Raw genomic sequence first — 25,221 nt, 5'->3', positions numbered from 1 at the left:
ACATTCTTATCATAACGGTCATTCTATCTTTCGTCAATATTTTTTTATTACCCAAATGTTTAATATTTTTGGAATTTTGTCATTGCTGTGAACAGATTTGAAATTATTTATGAATAACAACAAATTAATAAAAAAACAGGATAGCTCATAAGCTATCCTGTTTTTTTATTATAGTGATGAAGTGATTTTTTCTGCTGTTCTTTTTCCGTTTTCTATACAGTCCGGAATCCCGACACCATAGTATGAACAGCCGGCAATAAAGACGCCAGGATAATTTACCTCCAATTGGCGTTCAATTGCCTGAACGGTTTCAGGATGAGAAATCGAATAATTCGGCATAGTCCCAGACCAATCAGTTATGAGACTTACAACTGGTTCTGCCTCTATCCCAAGACTTTTTTGTAAATCTGACAGAGCAAATTGCAGCAGCCCATCCTTTGACATTTCCTGCAATTGCCCATATGCAGGATTACTGCTCTTATAAAAGACTCTTACAAGCAAGTTGCCTTTCTTTGACGTATGCTTCCATTTCCGGCTTGTCCATGTACAGGCATTACAGGAAATCTCATTATTGTCCGCTGTGATAAACCCCGTTCCTTCTAAAGGAAGGACTTGATCCTGAATATTAAATCCAATGTAAACACTAATCATTGAACTATTTTTTAATTGGCTGAACTCTTTTTTCAGCTCAATATCCATCAGTAATTTTTCTGCCTCTGAATGTGGAATCCCCAGCATCAATTGGTCCACTTCTATTACTTCATGATTGGAAAAAGTCACTTGATAGCAATCACCAGTTTTTTTAATACTTAAGGCTTTTGTATTTTTGAAAATCTCAACATCCTCAAGCTTCTGTTCATAAGCATCAATAAGTGAACTTAAGCCATTTTTAAAGGAGAGGAATTTTCTTTCACCGCTTTGAAATTTATCTTTATTTGCGGCAAATCCTTTGATGATGCTGCCGTATTCCTCTTTATAGTCCAACAAATACGGCAGTGTTGATGCAATCGTTAAATCACTCAGTTTCCCGGAATATACACCTGATAGAACTGGAGCGATTTGTTTTTCAACTAATTCTTTGCCGAAACAATATTCAAGGAATGATCCAACTGAATCATTTTTGGTGAATGTTTGATTCTTTGTATAAAAATCCTTTAATGCCTCTACTTTTCCTTCCGCAGAAACAAGCGTACTTTTCGCTAATGACTCAATACTTGCCGGAATACCGAATACAGATTCCTCGGGAATTGGCTTTAATTCCCCGTCTGTAAAAATATAAGATCTTCCCGTATCATTGAGGACTACCTTACTCTCCAAGCCGAGGTCTTTAATAAAGGACATCGTATTCGCTTTTCGGGCAACAATGGAATCAGCGCCGGATTCCATAATAAAATCCCCCGTTTTTACTGTACGAATCTTCCCGCCAAGCTCGTCTGATGCCTCCGCCAAAACAAGACGAACCTCTTTCCCATGTTCCTTTTTCCATTTTTGCAATTCATACATGGCTGACAGGCCGGTAACTCCCCCGCCAATGACCAATACTGTTTTCATCATTCACACCTCAATTAGGTTCCATTACACTCAAATAAAGTGTATCATTTTCTGTGGTGTCAGACACCGTAAAAGAACAAATGAGACATATTCGTCTTTTTACGGTGCCTAACACCAGTTCATTAGTAGTCTGACAAGAAATGTGGTAAATTATATAAAACCATATTAAGAAAGGAAGTTTAATACAATGAATCATTCAGAAGAAAACAATGCTTTACCGCCAAAAACCTGTTCAATTGAGCGCCTTGTAACAGTGGAGGAAGATGTACAGAAGGTTCTCGAAGGAAAGAAAACAGCAACCCGCAGAAATGGAAGATATGCTGATGTTGGAGAAATCATGGAGTTAAAGGGTAAAAAGTTTGTTGTGGAAAAGGTATATTCACAAGCACTTGGTGAATTAACGGATGAACATGCCCGCCAAGAAGGCTATGAAACGGTTGAAGAATATAAAGAGTCTATTCTATCCTTTCATCCAGGGATGCCATGGCTTCCGCAAATGCGAGTATGGGTACATGAGTTCAGACCGGTTAATGAATAACGTAAGAGAAAAGTGGAAGCATTATACCGACTAATTATCTATCTACACGTAAGCAGTTCCATTGTTTCAATTGGACCGTTCTTTTTGCTCATACCCGTTTTAAAGAAATTGCGCCAGGCAAAGGATGCAGAATTATCTGCCTATCTGCATACATTTCAATTAGTAGTCAGGCTGACAAAGCATGCAGGACACGTCCTGATTATTTCAGGCATTCTACTGATATGGTTAGGTCCTTGGACATGGAAAACACCTTGGATTATCATGACGCTTGTAGTAATGTTTTCGTCAATATTTTTTCTGGCTCGGGCCTTTACACCAAAATTGCGGAGGTTTCATGAGAAGGACGCTGACAAAGAAGAACTCGTGAAGCAACTGACTCGTTCCCTTTGGATGTACATTATCCTCCTCATGATTATGCTTTGGTTTATGGTCGTAAAGCCGACTTTCTAAATAAGGGTGTCAGGCACCACAAAGAGACAAATGTTTCCCATTTGTCTCTTTGTGGTGCCTGACACACCCTATTACTCTTTTTCAATGACTTTATCAATTTTATCAATAAACATTTGAAATACTTTTTTTCTTTCTTCTAAATCTCTAATAACCTCTTTTAGTTGATTAAATTTCTGTTCAAATGGCTTATGATACATTTCTCGTATACTGCGGATAATATCTTCATTAACGGTTGATTGAACGACCTGCTTTGTAATACTGAATTTATAAGAATACAGCTGAAGCTCATTTTTTGTTTTCTCGTATTCTTCATCAATTTCCTGTAAGCGGGCATTAATTTCTCTTTTCCATTCTTCTAATGAATTTTTCACATGAGTTTCCATAAAAAGTCCTCTACCCCATTTTAATATGTTTTATTTTTGAAATCGTTTCTTATCATTGTAACAATCAACCTTTTCAGTTTCTTTGCTATTCTATTACAAGGATTTTGTTTATATTAAAAACAGAGGACAAAAAACCAGCTCGTTTTAAAAATAGCTGGCTTTTCAAAGGTTTTTATTTTTCTATCACGGCACCATTTACTTTTTCCTCAAGAAATTGCTGAATTCGCTCCGCAGCTTCGGCAAGCTTTTCAGGAGCTTGGACAAGAGCCATTCTTACATACCCCTCACCTAATTTGCCAAAGGCATCACCTGGAACGACTGCTACGCCAGCCTTTTCAATTAACTCAAAAGCAAACTCACGGGACGTCCATCCGGATGGAATCTTGGCCCATACAAACATGGTTGCAGGAGATTTTGCTACTTGCCATCCCGCCTTTGCTAAGCCAGCAATTAATATATCCCGGCGCTTTTCATATTCTCTTGCCTGATTATCGAGGGCTGTATAGTCTGATGTAAGCGCAGTAACCGCCGCCATTTGGATCGGATAAAAAATTCCATAATCAATATGTGACTTTAAAGCAGCCAATATACTTATGGCCTCTGGATTTCCTACAACATATCCAATACGGCAGCCTGCTAAATTAAAGGTTTTAGACAGCGAATTGAATTCAATGCCTACCTCTTTGGCACCAGGAATAGACATAAAGCTTAATTTTGGATGCTGATCGAAAATCAGTTCTGAATAAGCAAAATCATGAGCAACAAGGATATTATATTTTCTCGCAAATGCCACAACTTCTTCAAAAAAAGAAGCATTCGCTAAAGCTGTAACCGGATTTCCCGGATAGCTGATAATCATCATTTTGGTCTTTTGTAAGATCTCTTGCGGAATCTCATCAAGCTTTGGCAGATATTGATTCTCTTCCAACAATGGCATCGGATAGACGATACCGCCAGCAAGCGCTACACTAGCCTCATAAATAGGGTAACCTGGGTCCGGTACAAGGACATATTCACCCGGATTCACAATTGCTGTAGCCAAATGAGAAAGACCGTCTTGAGATCCCATCAGCTGCAACACTTCTTCATGTGGATGAAGGTCAACATCATACCGCTGTTTATAGAAGTGAGCAACTGCCTCATGAAATTCATCAATTCCCTTTAACGTATATCCATATTTCGTTATATCCTTACTATGCTCTAATAAAGCATCAACAACATACGCTGAGGGTGTCATATCAGGACTTCCAACACTTAAATCAATAATATCCTTTCCTCTTTTAAGCGCATCCCGCTTTTTATCAGCCAGTTCGGTGAAAATTCCAGTTGTTAATTTTTTTAATTTCTCTGAAGCCGTAATCTTCATTGTTATCCTCCAAATCTTTTTACATTTTCCAATCTGCTGAAGATTCTATTTAAATATTATCATATTAATATAATGACAGATATTGAGAAATTATATTTAATTGACATCCCTATGAAAAAACTTTTATAATTTATCTTGAATTAAGGATTTTTTATATCGAAGTAATTTTAGTCATTAATTCATCATGAATCGTGTCATTTAAGCTAAACCTATACTTACAGAATGAAAAAATAACGCTTAAAGGAGATCACCATGTTACGAAAAATAGACAATACGAAGATGGGAAGAAGCAACCTTGGCTGGCTGCAAAGTATTTTTCATTTCTCATTCGCAGAATACTACAATCCAGCCAATATAAATTTTGGTGCGCTGCGCGTCATCAATGACGATTTAATTGCACCTCAGACTGGCTTTGGCACACACCCTCACAGAGATATGGAGATTATTTCCTATGTCGTAGAGGGAGAGCTGACTCACGCAGATAGTATGGGGAATCAAAACTCCATTACACGCGGTCAAGTTCAATATATGAGCGCAGGCACAGGTGTCCTGCACAGTGAATACAATCACGGAGAAAATACATTAAGAATGCTGCAAATTTGGATTATACCAGACGAGCGCGGCTATACACCCAATTATGGCGACCACCGCTTTAATTGGGATGAACGCCATAATAAATGGCTCCATATGGTTTCGAATAAAGATGGAGATGCACCTATTAAAATCAATCAGGATGCCAACTTCTATTCATTAGAGCTATCAAAGGATAACGAGATAACCTTTCCTGTAAAGCAAGGAAGACAAGCCTATCTAGTTCAAATAGAAGGAGCATCAACTATTAATGATACGCCCTTAACGGCTAAAGATGGATTGGAAATTGTTGAAGAAAGTATTACCATTCACGCAACTGAAACCTCGCACTTTTTAGTAATCGAAATGTCAAAGGAAATTGATTAAGACCATATTAAGGCAAGAACGAACACACCTTGTTCGCTCTTGCCTTACATCAAGTTTAGTACGTCTTCAATAAACTTATTAGATGCTACCGATTGAGTTCGATTAATATTATATACAAGATAGAAGTACCTTTCATAATAAAAGTCCTCAATGTCATATATCCATATCTTTTCACTGCCACTGTATTCTCTTGCTGCAATCTCGGATATAATGGAAATCCCAATCCCTTCCTTCACAAACTGCATAAGGCTCTGACTGCTGTCTGTATAAGCAATAATATTCAAGTGATCCTGTGTCATTCCATTCTCTTTTAAAAACCGTTCCACAAGTGTGTTCGTTCCAGAATCTGAATGCCGCATAACGAAAGGATATTTTACCAGCTCATGGATACTCACTGAACTGGTACACTCCAGTTGTTCAGATGAAACTAGAACTAATTTCTCTTTTAATAGTGGTATATAGTAAAGCTTGTCATGTTCGTACTTTTCACCTATGATACCAAAATCGACAGATCCATTTATCACCTTTTCGGCAGCATTTTTAGAGGATGACTGTTTTATATGAAAGAGAATATGCGGATAATTCTTTCTGAATTGCTTAATCATTTTCGGAATCATAAATTGTCCAGGGACTGAGCTGGCTGCAATACGGATGTTCCCCTTAAGTTCTGTCATATCCTGGCTTAAATCAAGTAATGCCTGGTCCTTTAATTCTAATAACTTTAAGGCCCATTCATATAGTCTTTCCCCATGAGGCGTCAGGATACTTTCTCTTCCAACCCGGTCAAAAAGAGTGACATTAAACATTTTCTCCAACGAGTGTATATGCGAACTGACAGTTGACTGGCTTAAGTAAACATGTTCGGCTGCTTTTGAAAAGCTTCTGTGCTCTACTACTTTCGTAAAAATATATAATTGATGTAAATCCATTGTACACCTCGCTTCAACCATCAAGAGATATAATCATCTAAATAAAAAATGATTTATTCACCTTTTGATTCATTTATTATAGCTATATATTCTTTATAGCAAAAGTCCTTCTCTCTATCATTATAACTTATAACGTACTATTGAACTGCTTCTCTACATATCATAGGTTGAAATTCAAAATAGTCATTAGAGGTGATGTTATGCATTTTCCCTATCGTTACCAGCAGATTCAACAGTATTCACCTTATAGAAACTACTATCCTTATACCATGACCATTGAAGGAGAAGGCCAAATAAAAGTCCGTCCCGATCAGGCAATTATCACATTAGGGGTAGTAACGGAAAATCCCAATGCACAAATCGCCCAGCAAGAAAACGCCGCCATTTCAAATTCAGTAATTAACGCACTAAAACAAATGGCAATTGATGACAATGATATCAGAACGACCATCTATACTGTCAACCCGCGCTATGATTTTATTGAAGGGCAATCAATCCTAAGGGGCTATGAAGTGGAGCATCATTTCGAGGTAACTGTTAAAGATTTGGAATCCATTGGCATTGTTTATGATACTGCCATAAAAAATGGAGCTAATCGGAGCGGAATGATCCAGTTTCTCGTTTCACAACAGGATTACTTTTACCGAGAAGCACTACAAAGCGCTATACAGAACGCAAAGGAAAAGGCTGTTGGAATAGCCAAAACGATTAGTGCGTCACTAAACCCTATGCCCATAAAAATAACAGAGCAACGTGATGAACCAATTAGACCTTTTCCCTCCTTTTCAGTGACCGCAACTGTCAGCAAACAGGAAGCACCCCCGATTCAAACAGGTGCTTTCACCATCGATGCACGTGTGAAAATTGTCTATGCTTATAGCTGATAAATAGTTTAAGAAAAAAGTTAGACCACTTCAAAATGAGTGGTTTAACTTTTTTCGTTTAGCTGTAACTTGCTATCACTTTTTTATTTTTCTAATAACCATTCAATCTGTTCTTTTGAAGGGAGGGCAGAAATAGCTCCACATCCTGTCGTGGTTAAAGCTCCACTTGCATTGGCAAAACGTAATATCTCTTTATGATACAACCTTAAGACAGACTCCAAGTTTATGGAATCAGCATTTAATTCCATCAGTTTAAACAAAAAGCCGCCAATAAAGGCATCACCGGCACCTGTCGTGTCTTTTACTTCAACAGAAAATCCAGATGATTGATATTTCTCTGACCGCAATAGTAACTCTGCTCCTGCCGCACCCTTTGTAAATACGACTGCTTTTACTTTTCCAACAAATAAGGAATGAAGTGCTTTTACCTCATTCTTCATACCGGTTATGAATTCTAGTTCTTCGTCAGAAATCTTAACTATATCTGCAAGGGGAAGGAACTCCAGAATAGCTTTTCTACAGGTCTCTTTATTATTCCATAACGGCAACCTTACATTGGGATCAAAACATACAAGTCCGCCTGCCTCTGATACAGCTTTTATCGTTTTCTTATGAGCTTGTTTCATGGGACTCTCCACTAAATCAACCGAACAAAAATGAAGAAAATCACCTTCTTCGAACCAAGACGGATTAATTTCTTCCTCGTTCAACAGTAAATCAGCTGAAGGGTTTCGATAAAAGGTAAAATCACGTTCTCCGTTTGCCTTCAGAGAAACAAATGCTAATGCTGTATTCGCTTCACTCGTACGAAAGATTTTATCCGTTGCAACCCCTGCCTCCATCAGTTTCTCAATTAAAAAATCCCCAAAAGCATCCATCCCTAATTTAGAAATCATGGCGGACTTTTGTCCATATTTGGAAACAGCTGCCGCCACGTTTGCCGGTGCACCGCCTGGAGCCCTCTGAAAAGTGCGAACGTCTTTTAAGGCTTCCCCTTTTTGCATTGGAATAAAATCGATTAATACTTCACCGATTGCAAACAGTTTTCCCATCTTGTCACCTCAATCTATTCATTCAATCTTTAAGAATATTCCATTTCATTGCCTTTAAGTTGGTTTGACCACCAACAGCAAAAAACTGAATCCCTCTGCTATTTTGCTGAGGAAAAATTCTTCCTGTAAGCACTTCTTCCCCATTATTAACAAACACTTCAACTGAAGAGATATCAACAAAAACTTGGAACGTGACCGTCTTAGCATCTAAGCGGCACTTTCGAATGTCACCAAAGTCCTTACCAACAGACTGTCCTGAATGTGATCGATCAAAGATAACCTTCTTTTCATTTGAATCATATTTGATGATTGTTTTTTCGTGTTCACCAACGCGAACCTCTATTCCAAATTCCTGAGCCGTAATTTCAGAGAACTCAGCAAAAAGCTCATATGCCTCTCCACTAAATCCATTTATCGAGACGAATTCATTTTTGACCGTTATTTCAGCTTCTGATTTTTCTCCACGAAGATTTTCAAGTTCTTTTACAGGCTTTTGGTAAAGCTTCCCTTCTCTTACTAGCAATTCTCTTGGAAGAGTCAGACAGTGAGCCCATCCATTTCTATCCGTAGGATAATCGATTTCCGGCAGCCCCATCCAACCAACTAAAATTCGCCGTCCTTGGGGGTCATTCATTGTTTGTGGGGCGTAAAAATCAAAGCCCCTGTCAAGCTCCTGAAACTCTCCATGAATGAGCTGTTTTTTCTGTAAATCTATTGGACTGCCAATGACATAACCTGACTGGTAAATATTTTGAAAATGGTCTCCTTTAGATTCCAGGCCTTGTGGTGAAAAGAGAAGAATCCCCTGCCCGCCTAATTCAAAATAATCCGGACATTCCCACATATAGCCAAAATCCTTTAGACCGGTATCGATTTCCCCCGCGAATATCCATTCCTTCAGATCAGAGGAGCGATATAAAACAACACATCCAGTACCGCTTTCTTTTTGTGCACCAATGATTGCATAATAATGGCCGTCCTGTTTCCACACCTTTGGATCACGGAAATGATCTGTATACCCTTTTGGTACCTCATTTACAATCGGCTTGTCCATTTTAGTAACCTTTCCATTTTGGTCCATTACCGCTAAACATTGATAAGGAAATCTCTCCCATTTTTCATTTCGTGTATTACCAGTATAAATGAGAAACAAATTTCCTTCATGTTCAATAGCACTGCCTGAATACACACCGTGACTATCAAACTGGTTTGACGGCTTGATTGCAACTCCGATGTTTTCCCAATGAACAAGGTCCTTTGATTTTGTATGATACCAATGTTTTAACCCATGGACAGGCCCCAGAGGAAACCATTGGTAAAATAAATGATACTCGCCATTATAGTAACTAAAGCCATTTGGATCGTTTAATAGACCCGTAATCGGTTGAATATGATAAGTTTGCCTCCACGGACATTCATTTACTATTTTTTCTAATGCCGTTAACTCTTCCTTTGTAACGTCTTCAAGTTCTCTATATCGTGCTTCTTTTGTCCATTCCATGCTGATCTACTCCCCAAAAAGAAAGGAGAATCACGGGACTCTCCATTCAAGTATTCATTATTACGCTGCTGTTTTTTCCACTCCTGTACCTTTTTCTTTTCTTCCCTCTCTTTTAGCTAATATGATTGTGACAATAAATGAAATGGCAAATGCAATTGCCATACCAATGATATAAGAAACAATCGTATCAGGTCTGATTGAGATAATCCCAGGGAGACCTGCAGCTCCTAAAGCAGAAGCTTTTACTTTGAATAAAGTGACAAAACCTGATGCGGCGCCCGATCCAATGATGGCTCCAATAAATGGATAACGCAGCTTTAAATTAATTCCAAACATAGCTGGTTCTGTAATTCCTAATAAAGCGGAAATTCCTGCAGCAGATGCAGTTCCTTTTACTTTAGCATTACGAGTTACCTTTAAGACTGCAAGTGTTGCAGCCCCTTGTGCGACGTTTGACATCGCAGCAATAACGAAGATGAAAGAGCCTCCTGTCTTAACCATATCTGCTAGCAATTGTGTTTCTACCGCTATAAAACTATGATGCATTCCCGTAATAACAATCGGCGCATATAATAAACCAAAAATAATTCCTCCAATAGCACCTGTAACATCATATAGCCAAACAATGCCATCCGTTAAAAGATTACCTGCAGAACGAGTTAGCGGTCCCACTAATGTAAATGTTAAAATGCCGGTAATAAAAATCGAGAATAAAGGTGTCAACAAATTATCCAATGCAGATGGAACTACTTTTCGCAGAGAGTTTTCAGTTTTTGCTAAAATAAAAGAAGCAGCCAGAACGGGAAGTACTGTTCCTTGATAGCCCACTTTTTCAATTTCAAATCCAAATATGTTCCAGACAGGAACTTCGTTATTAAGTAAAGCAGCCCCATAACCGTAGCCGTTTAGTAAGTCCGGATGAACCATCAACATACCTAGAGCTGCACCAAGATAAGGGTTGCCTCCAAAACGTTTTGTGGCTGAAAAACCGATTAATATGGGTAGAAATACAAAAGCAGCATTGGCAAATGTATTAATTAACGCAGCCAAATCTGTCATTCCAGGATAAGCAGTTACTAATGATTTGCCTTCAATAAATAGGTCTTCTGCGGTCAGGACATTGTTAATCCCCATTAATAAACCACCAGCAACAATTGCCGGGATAATAGGTACGAAAATGTCTGAAAGCATTTTCACAAATTGTTGCAGAGGGTTCAGCTTTTTGCTAGCTGCTTCTTTCACATCACTTGTAGACATCTCCGTTTGACCTGATAGTTTTGCAAAGTGTTTATATACTTCATTTACTGTTCCAGAACCTAAAATAACTTGATACTGTCCTCCTGTTGAAAATGTTCCTTTTACGATTTCCATGTTATCTAACTTTGTTTGGTCTATAACTGACTCATCATGTAACACGAGTCTCAGGCGAGTAGCGCAGTGTGCTGCAGCTGATACATTCTCTTTTCCGCCAATTGCCTCTAATATCTCTTCAGCAATGTTCTTATGGTTCATCATTTTTCACCTCTAAATTTATAATTTTAATTAGGAACCGGTTCCAAAAATATCTAAAAAAATAAGATTTATCCCAGTTCTTTAAACAAAATGGAACCGGTTCCATTTTAGGATAAAAAATATACGGAAACCGATTCAAAGCTTAATGATTTGGAACCGGTTTCGTTATTTGTATTATATGTCCCTTATAATAAGTTGTCAACGCTTTCTCGTTCAATAATTTCAAATTGGGATATGGTCAATCTATCCATTTGTTTTTCATTTATAAGATCAACAATGGTTTCAGCAGCTTTTTTTCCAGCTTCCCGATAAAAAAACTTGGCTGTTGTTAGACCGGGATGAATAACTTCTGTTATCTCATACCCGCCAAACCCAGTAACTGAAAGATCCTTAGGTATAGATAAACCCATTAGATAAGCTGCCTTAAGAACTCCTAACGCGATATTATCAGTTGCACAGACAATGATAGATGGATGGAATTCATTTATTATTGTCTGTGCCGTTATTTGCGCTGCTGGAATATTGAATTCTGTTTCATAGAATCGGATTTCACATTCTTCCTTGTCCTGCAGTGCCTTTTGGAATCCTTGTTTGCGCTTAATCCCAACAGCAATATCTCTTTCTGTTACACCTAAGTAAGCTATTTTACGATGACCCTTTCCAAAGATATATTTACCCATTTCATAAGCGGCATGGAAATCATCATGAACAAGACTAGGGAAATCTTTATGCTCTTGACCAATCAGCAGCACAGGAATTTTCACAGCATCAAATGCCTGTATATGTAATTCTGTAATTTCCGTTGCCATTAAAATAATACCGGCCATTTTTTGTTTCGCAAAACTATAGATGCTTTCTATTTCCCGTTCTAATTTTTGACTTGTATTGGAAATAAGCATCTGACAGTTTACTTCTTTCAATTGCTCATCAATCCCAATTAAAGTTTGTGAAGCAGCATATGAATCAAGCCGCGGAACGATGGTTCCAATAATATTCGTTTTCTTTGCCTTTAAGCTTTGAGCAAATGGATTTGGTGAATAACCCGTTTCTTCTATTGCCAACTGAATCTTTTTCTTGGTGGCTTCACCTACAGAGCCGCCATTTAAATAACGAGAAACCGTACTTTTGGCCACTCCCGCAATTTTTGCAATATCAGATATTGTACTAACCATTCATTTCTCCCCGTATTCGTTTCTTTTCTCCATTATATCCTAATTCATATTTTATATAAAAAAATAAAAGATGCCGAGCATCCAAAATGAATATGGACTGCCTGACATCTTTCCTGATACAGATATCTTTTATCGCTAATGTATATTTTTCGGTACATATTTCCCATAATCGGGTAAAGCAATCGCATCGAATTCCTTCACAAGTTTTTGTAAGCTGTCTGTTAGTTGCGTTCCTGACATCGGCAATCCATGACCAGTTATTGCAACTGATGGATGCAGTTTCTCCAATGTTTCAATGGATGCACGCGCCTCATCCCAATCAGTCGTTAAATATCTAGGAGGACCGCTAATTTCTTGTTCTTGTGTCAGCACTTTATAGAGATATTCCTGTTTAACCGTAACAAATGCGTCTCCAGCAATTAATGCCCTGTCTTCCTCTCGGAAAAGTGAAATATGTCCTGGTGAGTGACCTGGGGTGTGAAACCACTGAAAAGATGGCATATGTGGAACACTTCCATCTTTAGGAAGTGCTTTTACATGATCCCCTAAATTGATTGGTTCATTTGGAAACATAGGGGACATTTTGGCAACCAGCCCTCCTTCAACGGTAGAGTCTGGCTCAGGATACCTCTTTTTCCCCGTCAAATAGGGCATTTCTAATTCATGTGCATATACAGGAACCTGCCAATGGTTTACTAACTCAATAATCGCACCAACATGATCAAAATGCCCGTGTGTTAATATAATTGCTTTCGGCGGATTGTTTTTCCCAAAACGTTCCTCCGTTACTGAAATAATTTCATTTGCCGATTCTGGCATACCAGCGTCCACTAATACAAAATCCTTTGAATCCGGCTGACCAGCTAAACAAATATTTACAATTTGAATCGTATGGCAAAATAAATCCGGCAATACCTCTATCCCAACCCCGCTGCCTATTGAAGTGGCCGGAATAAACTTATAATCAGCACCGTAAGACATTTGTTTATCCAATAAAACTCCCACCTTTAGTTCAGTATCATGGATAGCTTCTCCCTGTCTTGTTTGTTTATGCGGGATAGAAATAAGCTAGTATGACAGCATAAAATGGACACGTTCGTTTCAAACTAAAGGTATACAATTCTTAGGAGGAATACACATGTCACAGCAATGCTTTTACTGCACAAATGAAACAGAAGAAAACGGAATTCATCATGTTACATTTCATGTGTCAAATACAGAAAGAGAGGAACTTTTGTGTGAAGAATGCTATCAGGAGTGGCTGCAAGGAATAAAAGGCTAGCTGTAATGTAATAAAATTACGATTGGCTGCCGAATTTAATCTTTCCAATTAACAAAAGCAGCCAATCCTCATTAGCTGCCATAAATTCCTTTTAAAATTTAATTATATTGATATTATTCCTAATATACGCCCAATTTTGCGGGGCAGGCAGGGCTATTTGCCAAAATGTTGTTCCAAATAATTGATAGAAGTCCATTAGATTATATTTCTCTATATAGCTTCTAATATCCTCAAACCAAACTATATGTTCTTCACTCCCCCTCCAATAACGATACCATGGCGCTTGCGCAGCAACGTCGTATTGTATAGGGACTTCCATTGAAAGAGCAAAGTTTTGTGCATTTTGAACTGACATAGCAGTCGTCAAATAACTTGGAACTACCTTATCATATCCGTACAAAGGGAGTGAAATTTGAAGTTTTCTTGGATTGATTTGTGTAATCGCATACTGGATGACCTGTTCAACCCAGCCAATTGGGGCAATAGGATCCGGCGGCCCTGTAGGATAACCATAGTCAATGGTCATTACGGCTACTATATCGGAAATCACTCCAATCGCTCTATAATCGTAGCCGCCAACTATCGGATTTAAGGGTAGGTCTTCACTTTTTGCATGTACGTTTACATGTAAAATCAAGTCTCCTAATTGAGCCTTTAAATCTCTTAAAAATAGGATGAAATCATTTCTCCGCTCCGGAGGAATAAACTCAAAATCAATACTGACTCCCTCGTAGCCTCTTTGCTTGGCTAACTGCACAAGGCTTATAATTAAATGGTTCCGGTACATTGGATTTCCCAGTACAGATCCAATCAATTCTGGATTAAACCCGTCAGATAGATTTCGAATCATTAATAATGGAATAACGTTAAGCTGTCTGCATCTTTCCACAAGACCGCTATCATTTAAATTCATAAACGCATATCCTTCATTTGTTAAGGAATAAGCGGCGACTGCTAAATATGTTAATTGGTCGGCAACAGCCTCTAAGCTTTGAATGGAAGCTTCCAGCGAAAACGGCAAAATAAAGCCTAACGTCGAAATACCCAACTTAACCGGTGAAGGTATTCGTAATATTTGTCCAACAGATAAGATATTAGACACCACTAAACTAGGATTCTCATTAACGATAGCCGGAACAGACGTATTGTACCGCCGAGCGATGCCCCAGAGTGTATCTCCTGCTTTTACCTGATGAACACGAATCAATAGGCGTCCGTTTTCGGGAATATAAAGGGCAAGTCCTGGTACGATTGTATTACCAGATGTTAGTCCATTTAGACGGACAATGGTTGACGATGGAACGCTATAATTTCTGGAAATCGCCCATAAACTTTCACCATCTTTTACAACATGGACTGGCATACCTTTTCCTCCTTTTGACCTTCTTTCCATTCTATTTTTTGAAGGTATGATATATTCTCTAATCACCCAAACATACTCAACACAAAAAAAGTAACTTCAGCGAATAAAGTTACTTTTTTCAAATTCAAATTTGTTATTACTTACTCTATCATCAATGACGATGTGTAACCTTTTCCTGCCAAATATGCTTAACAGCTATAAACGGATGATACAGCAGCATCCATGGTCCTGAAAAAATCATTACATCCTTAATTTTTTGGCGATAGTCTGGTTTATAGCAATGGACTGGACAATAGGAGCAAAAGCTTTTATCTTCCCCAAACTGGCAAAATGATAATCTTTTCATAGCATATTGATGTAAGTCCTGGCACTCTTCACATAGTTCGTGGAGATGATGATGATTTTTCCGACAATAGACCTCAATCATTTTCGAGACCGTCTCTTTCTCTTTCTGGATTCTTGGCCCATTATTGAGTACTTTTTTTTGTCCAATAGTCACCGTTCACAACCCTCACTTCTTAATATATTTACTATATTGAAATTACAATTCTACTTAAACCATACCATATTATCAAAATGATTAGATTGATATAAATCACAGTTCAACTAAAAAGCTGACCCCAGAGGAGTCAGCCTTTTAAACTATTTAATTGTTGCCGCATTTTTTTGTACACCTTTTTGTTTAGGTTTACTAATAAAAAACAGAATACCCAAAATGATGATAACAAGAATAAGACCTGCTATCGAGCTTCCTGTTATGCCAAAAACAATATAACCAGCCACAGCTATACCTGCACTGATTAATGCATATGGTAATTGCGTCATTACATGGTCTATATGGTTTGAACCTGCACCTGTTGAAGACAGAATCGTTGTATCAGAAATAGGTGAACAATGGTCTCCAAATACAGCACCAGCTAGAACGGCAGCCATAGCAGGAAGTAAAATACTAATATCCGCTGAAGCTGCAATATCTCCTGCAATCGGTAATAAGATTCCAAACGAACCCCAAGATGTTCCAGTTGAGAACGCCATAATTCCAGCTACAACAAATAATACTAACGGAAGGAAAGATATGTTAAAATTCGTTTTTTCAACTACACCAGCTAAATAAGCACCTGTTTCTAACCTGCCGATTAAATCAACAAGAGCCCATGCAAACAGTAGGATATAAATAGCCGGAAGCATCGACTTGATTCCTTCCACCATTCCTTTTGTAAAAATATTTGCAGGAACACCGCGTAAAACAACGGCCTGCCTTACAAACATAGCCAATGTAACAAAAAGTCCAAACAAGCCTCCAAGCAATAATGATTTAGTAACATCTGTATTTTCAAAGATTTTTAGAATCGATGCCGTTCCTTCTGAAGCTTGGGAACCCGTCCAGAACATTGCCCCAACAGTACCGACAATCAGCGCGATAATAGGTAAAACAAGATCTCCTACTGAACCTTTACTGCTAATCGGCAGTGGATTCTTTAACTCTCCCGGAATTGTTTTATTAGGATTATAGAGCTGTCCTTCTTTTTGAGCCCTCTCTTCATGGGCTTTCATAGGTCCAATATCCATTTTTCGCAAAGCAACAATAAAGACAATAATCAATGTTGGCCACACATAATAGTTCATAGGAACCATCTGAATAAAAGCTGAAAGTGCACTGTATTCTGTGACTCCATGCGCTGCTAAAATTGTGCTAATCAAGGCAATAATATAGGCGCCCCAGCTTGAAACAGGGGAAATGACACAAACCGGAGCAGAAGTTGAATCAATGATATAAGCAAGCTTTGCCCTTGATACTTTGTGTCTATCCGTAATTGGACGGGAAACCTGTCCAACAGCAAGCGCATTAAAATAGTCATCAATAAAAATAATAATACCAAGTACTGCACCGACTATTTGTGCACCGGCGCGCGTTTTCACCCGCTTCATCGCCCAATCACCAAACGCTCTGCTGCCTCCAGAAATAGAGATAAATGCTGTAATAATACCTAATAATAGCAAAAAGATGATGATATAAACATTCCACGTATTTAATGCTCCGTCTGAAATAAAGATTGCTTTTACAGCATCGGCCATAATAGAGAGCGCTTCTCCTATACTGAATTGCGCCAGTAGTAATGCTGAGGTAACGATACCAGTTGCCAGTGATAAAAGTACCTTTCTTGTAGCTACTACCATCACGATTGCCAACAATGGCGGCAGTATTGAATATATTGTATTTTCCATTCCAGTTTCCTCCTCCATATTATTGAGGGGTGAACTTGACATAGGAAGAGGAGCAGTTAACTTATGTTCTATATTTACCTCCTTACTCGAGGTACGTAAATAAAAAGGGCAGCAATAGAGAAATATCTATTGCTGCCCATTATTAAGCAACTGTTTCTCCACCACGATCTGTAGCTCTTCATTAGAAGGATTTCCTTCATAATGACAGTGCTGCTCTTATTTAGAGCAACCCCAGCAGCTAAACATTGACAAATTCAACTGCTTCGGCAGTGTTTCCTTTCCATTGTGTTCATTGTTGTCATCCTCACACAATCTACTCATAAATACCGCGCCTCTACCCCAACGGAATGATAAGGTAATATTTTATTTTTCTAAAATAGTATAACAGGATGTTGTTTTTCTGTCACTACCTATTGCGACTCCAATTGATTCCAACTAAGTATTATCAGGAGAAACTACGAAGAACATACCTTTCTTCTCTTACCCAAAGGTTGTCCTACCTAACCTCCCCCTTAATTCTCAGCTAATTTCGTTAGACGATTCATCTTCCCAGGCTTCCCTTCTATTCGGTCCTCTGCCGGTGTTGCCCTTTTAATAAAGAAAGCCAAAACCAGGGCGAGAGCAATAATAATGGTACTAACAAAGAAGGTAAAATTAATTCCATCTAACGTAGCACTTGAAAGCATCTGCTGCTGCACTTCTGCTGTCGGCCGAGCTCCTCCTTGATGAATGGCATCTGTCATTAACCGAGACATAACCGTTTCCGTACGGATTGACATGAGCGTAACCAATAGTGCTGTGCCTATTGCTCCAGATACCTGGTTTAACGTATTATTCATGGCCGTTCCATGTGGATATAACCGTCTTGGAAGCTGATTTAGCCCATTTGTTGAAACAGGCATCATCACAAGTGATAATCCAAACATCCTAATAGCATGAATAATGACTAGATACATATAGGTTGTTTCAAATGTTAGCTGACTGAATAAATAGGTTGAAATTGCCGTAATGGCTAATCCGGTAATCGCTAAAATTCTGCCGCCGATTTTGTCAAATAATCGCCCTGTTACAGGAGACATGGCAGCGTTAAGCAGGGCTCCCGGCAACAGCATTAATCCAGCGTCCATTGGAGAAATGCCGCGAATCGTCTGAACGTAAATGGGCAAAAGTAAAAAGCCGGAAAACATAGCCATATTCATAATCATCGTAATGACGGATGATAAAGCAAACATCGGATACTTATATACACCAAAGTTAAGCATCGGATCTTCAAGCTTAGCCTGTCTCAAAATAAATAAAACTAATGAAATAACCCCGATTGCAATCGTTATATCTACTTGCGGATTATCCCATCCTTGATTTCCTGCAGAGCTAAAACCATACAGTAATCCGCCGAATCCGATACTCGACAGAAGCACTGATAAAGAATCAAGCCTGATATTCACTTTCTCCTTTTTATCCTTTAGCATAAAAAAGCCAACCAAAAGAATAATAGCAGCAATCGGTGTAATAAAATGGAACAGCATTCTCCAATCATAATGTTCCACAATCCATCCCGAAAGGGTAGGCCCAATTGCCGGCGCAAACATTAAGATTAAGCCGAATACCCCCATCGCTGTTCCCCGTTTGTGAATCGGAAAGCTCACTAACATCACATTCATTAATAGCGGCATCATGATGGCTGCTCCAGCAGCTTGAACCATACGACCTAATAATAAAATGAAAAAGAGATGAGATATCCCTGCAATAATCGTTCCTGCAGTAAATAGTCCCATTGCCGTTAGAAATAATTGCCTAACCGAGTACTTACGAATTAAAAAGGCTGTAGTTGGAATCATAATCCCACTTACCAGCATGAAACCAGTTGTTAACCACTGAACAGTTGCAGTCTCAATATTTAAATCCTTCATAATGGAAGGTAAGGCAATATTTAATAATGTATTATTTAGAAATGTAATAAAAGCACCGACCAGCAGAACTGCAATCAATCCATAGGGAGGGCGGTCAGAATTCATTGTTTGGTCCATGTTTGTTCCCCCTAATTACAATTTGTTCACATCATGAACGGTTCGTGACACAGGAAATCATCATATACCAGTAGTTTAGGTATTGCAATACAAAATATCCATGAATTATATATATCAATATAATTTCTTCGAAGAAGAACACCTTCCTTGGACAAAGAAAAAAGCTGCTTCCAACAGAAAGCAGCTTTTCATTATCTCAATATTATTATTCTTCTCCAAAAACATCTTGCCATTCATTTCTCTTTGCCAGCATTTCACTTGCAAGGTCCTTTGCTCCTTCTAAACTGTGGCTGGCCGCCCAGCCGCATTGAACCTCATTACATGCCGGCACTTCATCCGCTTCGAGAACATCCTTTAAGGTTTTCTCCAGTATATCTAGAATTTCATCATGATTATCATGATTAATCATTGTTAAATAAAAGCCGGTCTGGCAGCCCATAGGACTTACATCCACAACCTGGTCTGTATGATTACGAATATTTTCAGCCATTAAATGTTCTAGTGAATGAAGAGCAGGCATTTCCATATGCTCCTTATTCGGCTGCTTCAAACGAACGTCATACTTATGAATGACATCTCCATTTTGTCCGGTCTTTACACCAGCGAGACGAACATAAGGCGCCCTTACCTTTGTATGATCAAGATTAAAGCTTTCTACATTCATTTTTTTAACCATTATCTATCACTCCTTCATTAACATGCATAATCTTAATTTAAATGTAATCTATCTATTAGCTTCTCTAAACTATTCCGATTCACCATGCAGCCATAATTTATAAGAGCTCTCTAAATTATATCATATACATGTGTCTTATAACTTATAGCTGAATAAGCGGATAAAGCCAAGGCAGAATAACTGACGTAAGGATTGCCGCGCACCCCATCGCCATACTTGAAACTGCTCCTTGAATGGGTCCTTCTCTTACTGCCTGGGTCGTACCAATAACATGTGAGATGGTTCCGATGCCAAGACCCCGAGAAAAAGGATCCGAAATCTTTGTTAGTGTTAAAATCATAGGTGCTAAAATGGCACCAAAAACACCTGCAATGACAACAAAGGCTGCTGCAAGTGCAGGGTCTCCACCCACAAGTGTCACGGTTTCAATAGCAACTGGCGTTGTTACAGCCTTCACAGCCGACGTCGCCTGGATTGTTTCCGATAAACCGAGTGCTTTCGAGAACCATACAGCAGAAATAATTGTTGAAATGGTACCAATGGACAAACCAAATAAAGCCGGAATTAAATTTTCCATAATCACTTGCCGATTCTGATACATTGGCACCGCAAGCGCAACCGTTGCAGGTCCTAATAGAAATGTCATCCAATCCTTTGCAAGTGTGTATTGCTCATAGGATACACCCATAAAATGAAGTATGGTAATAATCACAACCGTTGCAGTTAATACTGGTGTCGTAAACGGTGATGCCACTCTTACAGATAACCATTTCGCACCAAGGTATACCGCAATCGTCAATCCGATACTAATGAGAGTTAGACTGAGATTGTTCATGCTTAGATACCGCCCTTCTTGCTAGAAACTGCGTCAATCCTGAAGTAACAAGAAGACCAATAACTGAGCTGGCAGCAATCATAATCAGCAATTGAATGCCGCTTGCGTGTATAAGTCCCCCATAATTCATTAACCCTACCGCAAAAGGAATGAAAAAGAAAGCTAGATGTTTATTTAAAAAGGTAGTTGCCTTCTCAATATGCTGTACCTTTATTATCCCGCTTACTAACAGTATAAATAATAAAATCATACCAAACACACTCGCAGGGATAGGTAAATCTAGGAACCTGACAATTACATCTGATACAGCGTAAATCAACCAGATAAAAAAAAGCTGCAAGATAAATTTCATATCCTTGTCACTCCTACATAAGACTAGCATCATTCATAATAAGATTTAACATAAGCGATGAATATTCATGATGACAAAAGAGCCTAATTTTGCAAGGAAATTAGGCTCTTTCTATTATAGCATAGGGATTCCCTAATATTCTTGTATTATATTTTCTTTAACGGAGGGATACATGATGAGCGAAACCTTTTCCAGTTTAAATAGAAAACAAATTTTAGAGAAAATGGAACACCAGGAGTTTGATTTATTGATTATAGGCGGAGGAATTACCGGCGCTGGTATTGCATTAGATGCGGCAAGCAGGGGAATGAAAACGGCACTTGTTGAAATGCAGGATTTTGCCGCTGGGACATCCAGCCGGTCCACCAAATTAATCCATGGAGGTTTGCGTTATTTAAAAAAATTCGAATTGAAACTCGTTTCTGAAGTGGGGAGAGAACGGGCTATTGTCTATGACAATGGACCACATGTTACAACTCCACTAAAAATGCTGATACCCGTCTACAAAAACACCGGATTTGGAATATTCGCCACTTCCATGGGGCTAAGACTATATGATTTTCTAGCAGGGGTCAAAAAGTCTGAACGATGCCGCATGTTAAGTAAAGAAGAAATGCTGATACTCGAGCCCAAACTTAAAAAGGATGGCTTATTAGGCGGGGGCTTGTTCGTTGAATACCGATCCGACGATGCCAGATTGACGATTGAAGTACTGAAAGAAGCAGCCAGCCAAGGCGCACTCGTTATGAATTATGCAAAAGTAACAAATTTTATCTATCAGAACGAAAAGCTTGCGGGAGTTTATATAGAAGATCAACTGGATGGACAGCAATGTGAAATTCACGCAAAAAAGATTGTGAACGCAGCCGGTCCCTGGGTCGATAGATTGAGAGAACAAGACCGTTCACTACTGGATAAGCATTTATTTTTAACGAAAGGCATTCACCTTGTTTTTGACCAAAGTGTTTTTCCGCTGCAGCAGGCACTTTATTTTGACACTCCTGATGGACGAATGGTCTTAATGATTCCTCGGGATGGAAAGACCTATGTCGGCACAACAGATACACCGTACAACGGGGATTTGACAAACCCGCGAATGACAGTCAGCGACTGTGATTATCTCCTAGATACGATTCATTATATTTTTCCGGATTTAAATATACAAGCAAATGACATTGAATCCAGCTGGGCAGGTGTAAGACCCCTTATTCACGAACCTTCCAAAGGACCCTCTGAAATTTCACGAAAGGATGAAATTTGGACCTCACCATCAGGATTAATATCAATTGCTGGAGGAAAGCTGACCGGCTATCGCAAAATGGCTGAAAAAATTGTAGATACTCTTGCTAAAGAATTTCATAAAGAAGCTCAAGCTGCGTTTCCTCCCTGCCAAACAAAGCGGTTGCCGATTTCGGGCGGCTCTGTTGGCGGAGCACAAAACTTCCCTGCTTTTATCGAAAAGAAACTTAATCAGGGACTGAAGCTTGGACTAAATACAGATGAAGCTTATTTACTTATCAAAAGATATGGCTCAAACATTGATGATGTTTATGAGATAATGGAAAAGAATAAAAATGAAGCTGAAGCATCTGAACTGCCGCTTGCGCTATATGCACAAGTAATGTACAGCCTGGAAAACGAGTATGCTTACACACCAGTTGACTTTTTTCTGCGGAGGACAGGAGCCTTACTTTTTCAAATACAATGGGTAAAAAAATGGAGAACACCTGTTATAGAACTAATGAGCCAAAAGCTTGGCTGGAGCGCTGAGAAAAAAGAACAATTCCATTTAGAGCTTGAAAAACAAATACAGAATCTGACAGATGCATTGGAGTCAGATATATAGCTAATCTGTCGGACAGTATAAAGGGTGCTGCGACACTCTTTTTTTAAATAATAGGACAAGGAGGGATTATGATGCAAAAAATTATTGTTGTAGGAGCAGGCATTTTGGGGGCTTCGACTGCCTATCAATTGGCCAAAAAAGGAGCTCAAGTCATCGTTGTCGATCGAAAAGACAAAGGGCAGGCAACAGATGCTGCTGCAGGAATTGTCTGCCCTTGGTTAAGCCAGCGCCGCAATAAAGCCTGGTATGAACTGGCCAAAGCAGGGGCTCGGTATTATCCAGACTTCATCGATGAACTAAAAGAGGATGGAGAAATACATACGGGATATTCTCGGGTCGGTGCAATCAGTTTACATAAGGATGAGAAGAAACTAGAAAAAATGGCAGAACGGGCTCTGGTCAGACGTCAGGATGCTCCTGAGATTGGTGAGGTTGCCCGTCTCAATTCACAGGAAACAAAACAATTATTCCCTGCACTTGATGCTGAATACGCATCTGTGTATGTCAGCGGGGGTGCACGCGTTGACGGCCGGGCACTTAGAGATTCCCTGCTCAGGGCTGCTCAAAAAAACGGGGCTGAACTTATTTATGACGAAGCAAGATTACTGTTCCAGGGAACCCGCGTAACAGGAATTAGAACGAGCCAGAAAGAAATGACCGCAGATATGGTCATCATATGTACAGGAGCTTGGGCACCGCAAATACTTAGTCCTTTAGGAGTGGATCTAAAAGTCAGATTTCAAAAGGCTCAAATCGCCCACTTAAAAGTAAAGGATGAAAATAGCGGCAAGCAGCCGGTTGTTATGCCTCCTGGAACCTTGTATCTATTAGCGTTTGATGATAATAGAGTCGTTGCTGGCTCTACTCATGAGGATACAGATGTTTTTGATACCATGGTTACAGCTGGCGGGTTATCCGAGATTTTCACTAAAGCGTTGGAAACAGCTCCAGGTTTGTCAGAAGCAGGTTATTTAGAGACAAGGGTCGGATTTCGCCCCTTTACACCAGGATTTCTTCCTATTATCGGACCGTTGCCAGGCTGGAAGGGAATCTTAGTAGCAAACGGATTGGGCTCATCCGGATTAACCGTTGGTCCATTTCTAGGATTCCAATTAGCTAAGCTTGCACTTGGACTCGATTTGGAAATTGATTTAGAAAATTATTCTGTTGAAGGGGCATTGGGAGACTAACTTTTACCCAAAATGAAGACTAAAAAAGCTTGCAGCTAATTCTGGCAGATGCAAGCTTTTTACTTAATTCCTATTTTCTTCTTTTCCGTTTAAACCTAATTTTCTTTTTTGATGACATTAATTCTAAAATGAATCCCAATAAACCGAACAGCACATAATATCCCGCAATAGTAAGGTTCAAATGAAATAGTTCAGACAAACCAGTAATAATAAACGAATGAACCCCAAGCAAGGTCAGTAACCAAGCTGCTAAAAGTCCACCTAATATACCTAGCATGCTTTCCTCCTTGTATTGCACCAGTGTAGTTTAGTGCATACGCTCCTCGAACATGCTTCTATTAAAATTAAGGGCTTTCAAGAATGATCTCTGCAGTTATTTATTTAACAGTTATTATACTATATCGTTTTTTTAGGTTCATGATACTCTGTTTGTCCTAATAAATCATTTTATTTTACTTATTGAATTTTTCTTCTATGTATTTTAGAGCATCTTTTACAAAAATTTCTTTTGAGTTATTTTGTGCTTGAACTGAGGCAAGGTTGATAGGCATTGATTCCCAATCCATTATATCCTTTAAAATTTCATATGCAGAACTGTTCTTATTAACCACAATTCCTAAATCATACAAATGATCATTCAGCACTTTAAAATCTTTGTCTTTCTCCACCAACAATTCAATGACTCTTTCAAGCGCTTTACGTTCCCAGCTCATCATCATTTCCTCCTTAAGTTATTATTAATTACTCTTACCATAGTTCCCTATTGTTCATGCCAACTATAGATTCATTCTTTCCTTCTATACAAAAAAACCCTCACTAGAATAATGAAGGTGTTCGTGAATCCTTAAAATTAAAGGGTATTATCTATTTACGTATTCGAACCTTTTTACACACTTCAAAAATCGATATCTTATAAAGTGTAATTTCCTCAAAACTGATATATGGGATGGAGGCGGCAACCGGATTCGAACCGGTGGTAAAGGTTTTGCAGACCTCTGCCTTACCACTTGGCTATGCCGCCGAAAACTGGACCAGTTGGATTCGAACCCGCGAAGTCGGGGCCACAGCCGCCATAATCATTTGGCAGGGGTAGTAGGAATCGAACCCACACCAAAGGTTTTGGAGACCT

25 protein-coding genes, 1 tRNA gene and 1 riboswitch are annotated in these 25,221 nt (G+C 38.9%); of the genes, 7 read left to right on the top strand and 19 right to left on the bottom strand.

From position 1 onward, the window contains the following. Window positions 1–168: 168 nt before the first annotated feature. Window positions 169–1,551: a protoporphyrinogen oxidase gene (hemG, locus tag F4V44_RS21950; RefSeq protein ID WP_150442169.1), complete on the bottom strand. Its 1,383-nt coding sequence runs from the start codon at window positions 1,549–1,551 to the stop codon at window positions 169–171. Window positions 1,552–1,738: 187 nt separating this feature from the next. Between hemG and F4V44_RS21945 the strand changes: the two genes are divergently transcribed. Further along, window positions 1,739–2,089, top strand: coding sequence for an ASCH domain-containing protein (locus F4V44_RS21945; protein ID WP_150442149.1), 351 nt, complete (start codon window positions 1,739–1,741; stop codon window positions 2,087–2,089). A gap of 12 nt (window positions 2,090–2,101) precedes the next feature. After that, window positions 2,102–2,539: a DUF2269 family protein gene (locus F4V44_RS21940; protein WP_150442148.1), complete on the top strand. Its 438-nt coding sequence runs from the start codon at window positions 2,102–2,104 to the stop codon at window positions 2,537–2,539. A 71-nt stretch (window positions 2,540–2,610) separates the two neighbouring features. Here the strand turns inward: F4V44_RS21940 and F4V44_RS21935 are convergent, their stop codons facing one another. Further along, window positions 2,611–2,922, bottom strand: a complete 312-nt coding sequence (locus F4V44_RS21935) for a hypothetical protein (RefSeq protein WP_150442147.1) — start codon at window positions 2,920–2,922, stop codon at window positions 2,611–2,613. Window positions 2,923–3,094: 172 nt separating this feature from the next. Further along, a complete protein-coding gene (locus F4V44_RS21930; RefSeq protein ID WP_150442146.1) occupies window positions 3,095–4,288 on the bottom strand; it encodes an LL-diaminopimelate aminotransferase in 1,194 nt (397 codons plus the stop codon). Window positions 4,289–4,540: 252 nt separating this feature from the next. On the opposite strand from F4V44_RS21930, the gene F4V44_RS21925 reads away from it, so the two are divergent. Then, the gene (locus F4V44_RS21925; RefSeq protein WP_150442145.1) at window positions 4,541–5,245 is read left to right on the top strand and encodes a pirin family protein; all 705 of its coding nucleotides are present in this window, start codon (window positions 4,541–4,543) and stop codon (window positions 5,243–5,245) included. Between the two features lie 44 nt (window positions 5,246–5,289). On the opposite strand, the gene F4V44_RS21920 is transcribed toward F4V44_RS21925, so the two are convergent. Further along, on the bottom strand, window positions 5,290–6,174 hold the full coding sequence (locus F4V44_RS21920; protein ID WP_150442144.1) for a selenium metabolism-associated LysR family transcriptional regulator: 885 nt from the start codon (window positions 6,172–6,174) through the stop codon (window positions 5,290–5,292). A gap of 200 nt (window positions 6,175–6,374) precedes the next feature. Between F4V44_RS21920 and F4V44_RS21915 the strand changes: the two genes are divergently transcribed. Then, window positions 6,375–7,058: an SIMPL domain-containing protein gene (locus F4V44_RS21915; RefSeq protein WP_150442143.1), complete on the top strand. Its 684-nt coding sequence runs from the start codon at window positions 6,375–6,377 to the stop codon at window positions 7,056–7,058. A gap of 83 nt (window positions 7,059–7,141) precedes the next feature. On the opposite strand, the gene F4V44_RS21910 is transcribed toward F4V44_RS21915, so the two are convergent. The 5 genes from F4V44_RS21910 to F4V44_RS21890 form a co-directional block, all read right to left on the bottom strand. Next, window positions 7,142–8,110, bottom strand: a complete 969-nt coding sequence (locus F4V44_RS21910; protein ID WP_150442142.1) for a carbohydrate kinase family protein — start codon at window positions 8,108–8,110, stop codon at window positions 7,142–7,144. Window positions 8,111–8,132: 22 nt separating this feature from the next. After that, window positions 8,133–9,611, bottom strand: a complete 1,479-nt coding sequence (locus tag F4V44_RS21905; RefSeq protein ID WP_150442141.1) for a glycoside hydrolase family 32 protein — start codon at window positions 9,609–9,611, stop codon at window positions 8,133–8,135. A gap of 60 nt (window positions 9,612–9,671) precedes the next feature. Beyond that, window positions 9,672–11,123, bottom strand: coding sequence for a sucrose-specific PTS transporter subunit IIBC (locus F4V44_RS21900; RefSeq protein WP_150442168.1), 1,452 nt, complete (start codon window positions 11,121–11,123; stop codon window positions 9,672–9,674). Window positions 11,124–11,308: 185 nt separating this feature from the next. Further along, window positions 11,309–12,295, bottom strand: coding sequence for a LacI family DNA-binding transcriptional regulator (locus F4V44_RS21895; RefSeq protein ID WP_150442140.1), 987 nt, complete (start codon window positions 12,293–12,295; stop codon window positions 11,309–11,311). Between the two features lie 135 nt (window positions 12,296–12,430). Further along, a complete protein-coding gene (locus tag F4V44_RS21890; protein ID WP_150442139.1) occupies window positions 12,431–13,288 on the bottom strand; it encodes an MBL fold metallo-hydrolase in 858 nt (285 codons plus the stop codon). 145 nt (window positions 13,289–13,433) lie between these two features. Between F4V44_RS21890 and F4V44_RS27585 the strand changes: the two genes are divergently transcribed. Continuing rightward, window positions 13,434–13,577, top strand: a complete 144-nt coding sequence (locus F4V44_RS27585) for a hypothetical protein (protein ID WP_191090805.1) — start codon at window positions 13,434–13,436, stop codon at window positions 13,575–13,577. Between the two features lie 91 nt (window positions 13,578–13,668). On the opposite strand, the gene F4V44_RS21885 is transcribed toward F4V44_RS27585, so the two are convergent. The 7 genes from F4V44_RS21885 to F4V44_RS21855 all read right to left on the bottom strand — a co-directional run bounded on the left by F4V44_RS21885 (window position 13,669) and on the right by F4V44_RS21855 (window position 21,056). After that, window positions 13,669–14,940 carry a LysM peptidoglycan-binding domain-containing protein gene (locus F4V44_RS21885; RefSeq protein WP_150442138.1) on the bottom strand — a complete coding sequence of 424 codons (1,272 nt, stop codon included), beginning with the start codon at window positions 14,938–14,940 and terminating at the stop codon, window positions 13,669–13,671. Between the two features lie 151 nt (window positions 14,941–15,091). Beyond that, entirely contained in the window at window positions 15,092–15,439 is a 348-nt protein-coding gene (locus F4V44_RS21880; RefSeq protein ID WP_150442137.1) for a nitrous oxide-stimulated promoter family protein, read from the bottom strand. A gap of 143 nt (window positions 15,440–15,582) precedes the next feature. Next, a complete protein-coding gene (locus F4V44_RS21875; protein ID WP_150442136.1) occupies window positions 15,583–17,166 on the bottom strand; it encodes a Na+/H+ antiporter NhaC family protein in 1,584 nt (527 codons plus the stop codon). A 163-nt stretch (window positions 17,167–17,329) separates the two neighbouring features. Next, window positions 17,330–17,511: riboswitch (Lysine riboswitch) on the bottom strand. 167 nt (window positions 17,512–17,678) lie between these two features. Further along, window positions 17,679–19,193 (bottom strand): DHA2 family efflux MFS transporter permease subunit, encoded by a 1,515-nt coding sequence (locus tag F4V44_RS21870; RefSeq protein WP_150442135.1) that lies wholly within the window; start codon window positions 19,191–19,193, stop codon window positions 17,679–17,681. Window positions 19,194–19,398: 205 nt separating this feature from the next. After that, window positions 19,399–19,869, bottom strand: a complete 471-nt coding sequence (locus F4V44_RS21865; RefSeq protein ID WP_150442134.1) for an S-ribosylhomocysteine lyase — start codon at window positions 19,867–19,869, stop codon at window positions 19,399–19,401. Between the two features lie 142 nt (window positions 19,870–20,011). Beyond that, complete coding sequence (locus F4V44_RS21860) at window positions 20,012–20,704, bottom strand: LrgB family protein (RefSeq protein WP_150442133.1); 693 nt, start codon at window positions 20,702–20,704, stop codon at window positions 20,012–20,014. After that, complete coding sequence (locus F4V44_RS21855; protein ID WP_150442132.1) at window positions 20,676–21,056, bottom strand: CidA/LrgA family protein; 381 nt, start codon at window positions 21,054–21,056, stop codon at window positions 20,676–20,678. The genes F4V44_RS21860 and F4V44_RS21855 overlap by 29 nt, the downstream gene beginning before the upstream one ends. Window positions 21,057–21,228: 172 nt before the next feature. On the opposite strand from F4V44_RS21855, the gene F4V44_RS21850 reads away from it, so the two are divergent. Beyond that, window positions 21,229–22,902 carry a glycerol-3-phosphate dehydrogenase/oxidase gene (locus F4V44_RS21850; protein WP_150442131.1) on the top strand — a complete coding sequence of 558 codons (1,674 nt, stop codon included), beginning with the start codon at window positions 21,229–21,231 and terminating at the stop codon, window positions 22,900–22,902. 71 nt (window positions 22,903–22,973) lie between these two features. After that, window positions 22,974–24,092 carry an NAD(P)/FAD-dependent oxidoreductase gene (locus F4V44_RS21845; RefSeq protein WP_150442167.1) on the top strand — a complete coding sequence of 373 codons (1,119 nt, stop codon included), beginning with the start codon at window positions 22,974–22,976 and terminating at the stop codon, window positions 24,090–24,092. A gap of 70 nt (window positions 24,093–24,162) precedes the next feature. On the opposite strand, the gene F4V44_RS21840 is transcribed toward F4V44_RS21845, so the two are convergent. The 3 genes from F4V44_RS21840 to F4V44_RS21830 form a co-directional block, all read right to left on the bottom strand. After that, on the bottom strand, window positions 24,163–24,369 hold the full coding sequence (locus F4V44_RS21840) for a hypothetical protein (RefSeq protein WP_150442130.1): 207 nt from the start codon (window positions 24,367–24,369) through the stop codon (window positions 24,163–24,165). Window positions 24,370–24,544: 175 nt separating this feature from the next. Beyond that, window positions 24,545–24,805: a hypothetical protein gene (locus F4V44_RS21835; protein WP_150442129.1), complete on the bottom strand. Its 261-nt coding sequence runs from the start codon at window positions 24,803–24,805 to the stop codon at window positions 24,545–24,547. Window positions 24,806–25,039: 234 nt separating this feature from the next. After that, window positions 25,040–25,113 (bottom strand) — tRNA-Cys (locus F4V44_RS21830). Window positions 25,114–25,221 lie beyond the last annotated feature (108 nt).

It is taken from the genome of Niallia endozanthoxylica, assembly GCF_008710145.1.
GTDB classification, from domain to species: domain Bacteria; phylum Bacillota; class Bacilli; order Bacillales; family Cytobacillaceae; genus Bacillus_BD; species Bacillus_BD endozanthoxylica.
Note: the sequence above shows the minus strand (reverse complement) of the source record. Positions and strands in the feature narration are given on the sequence as shown.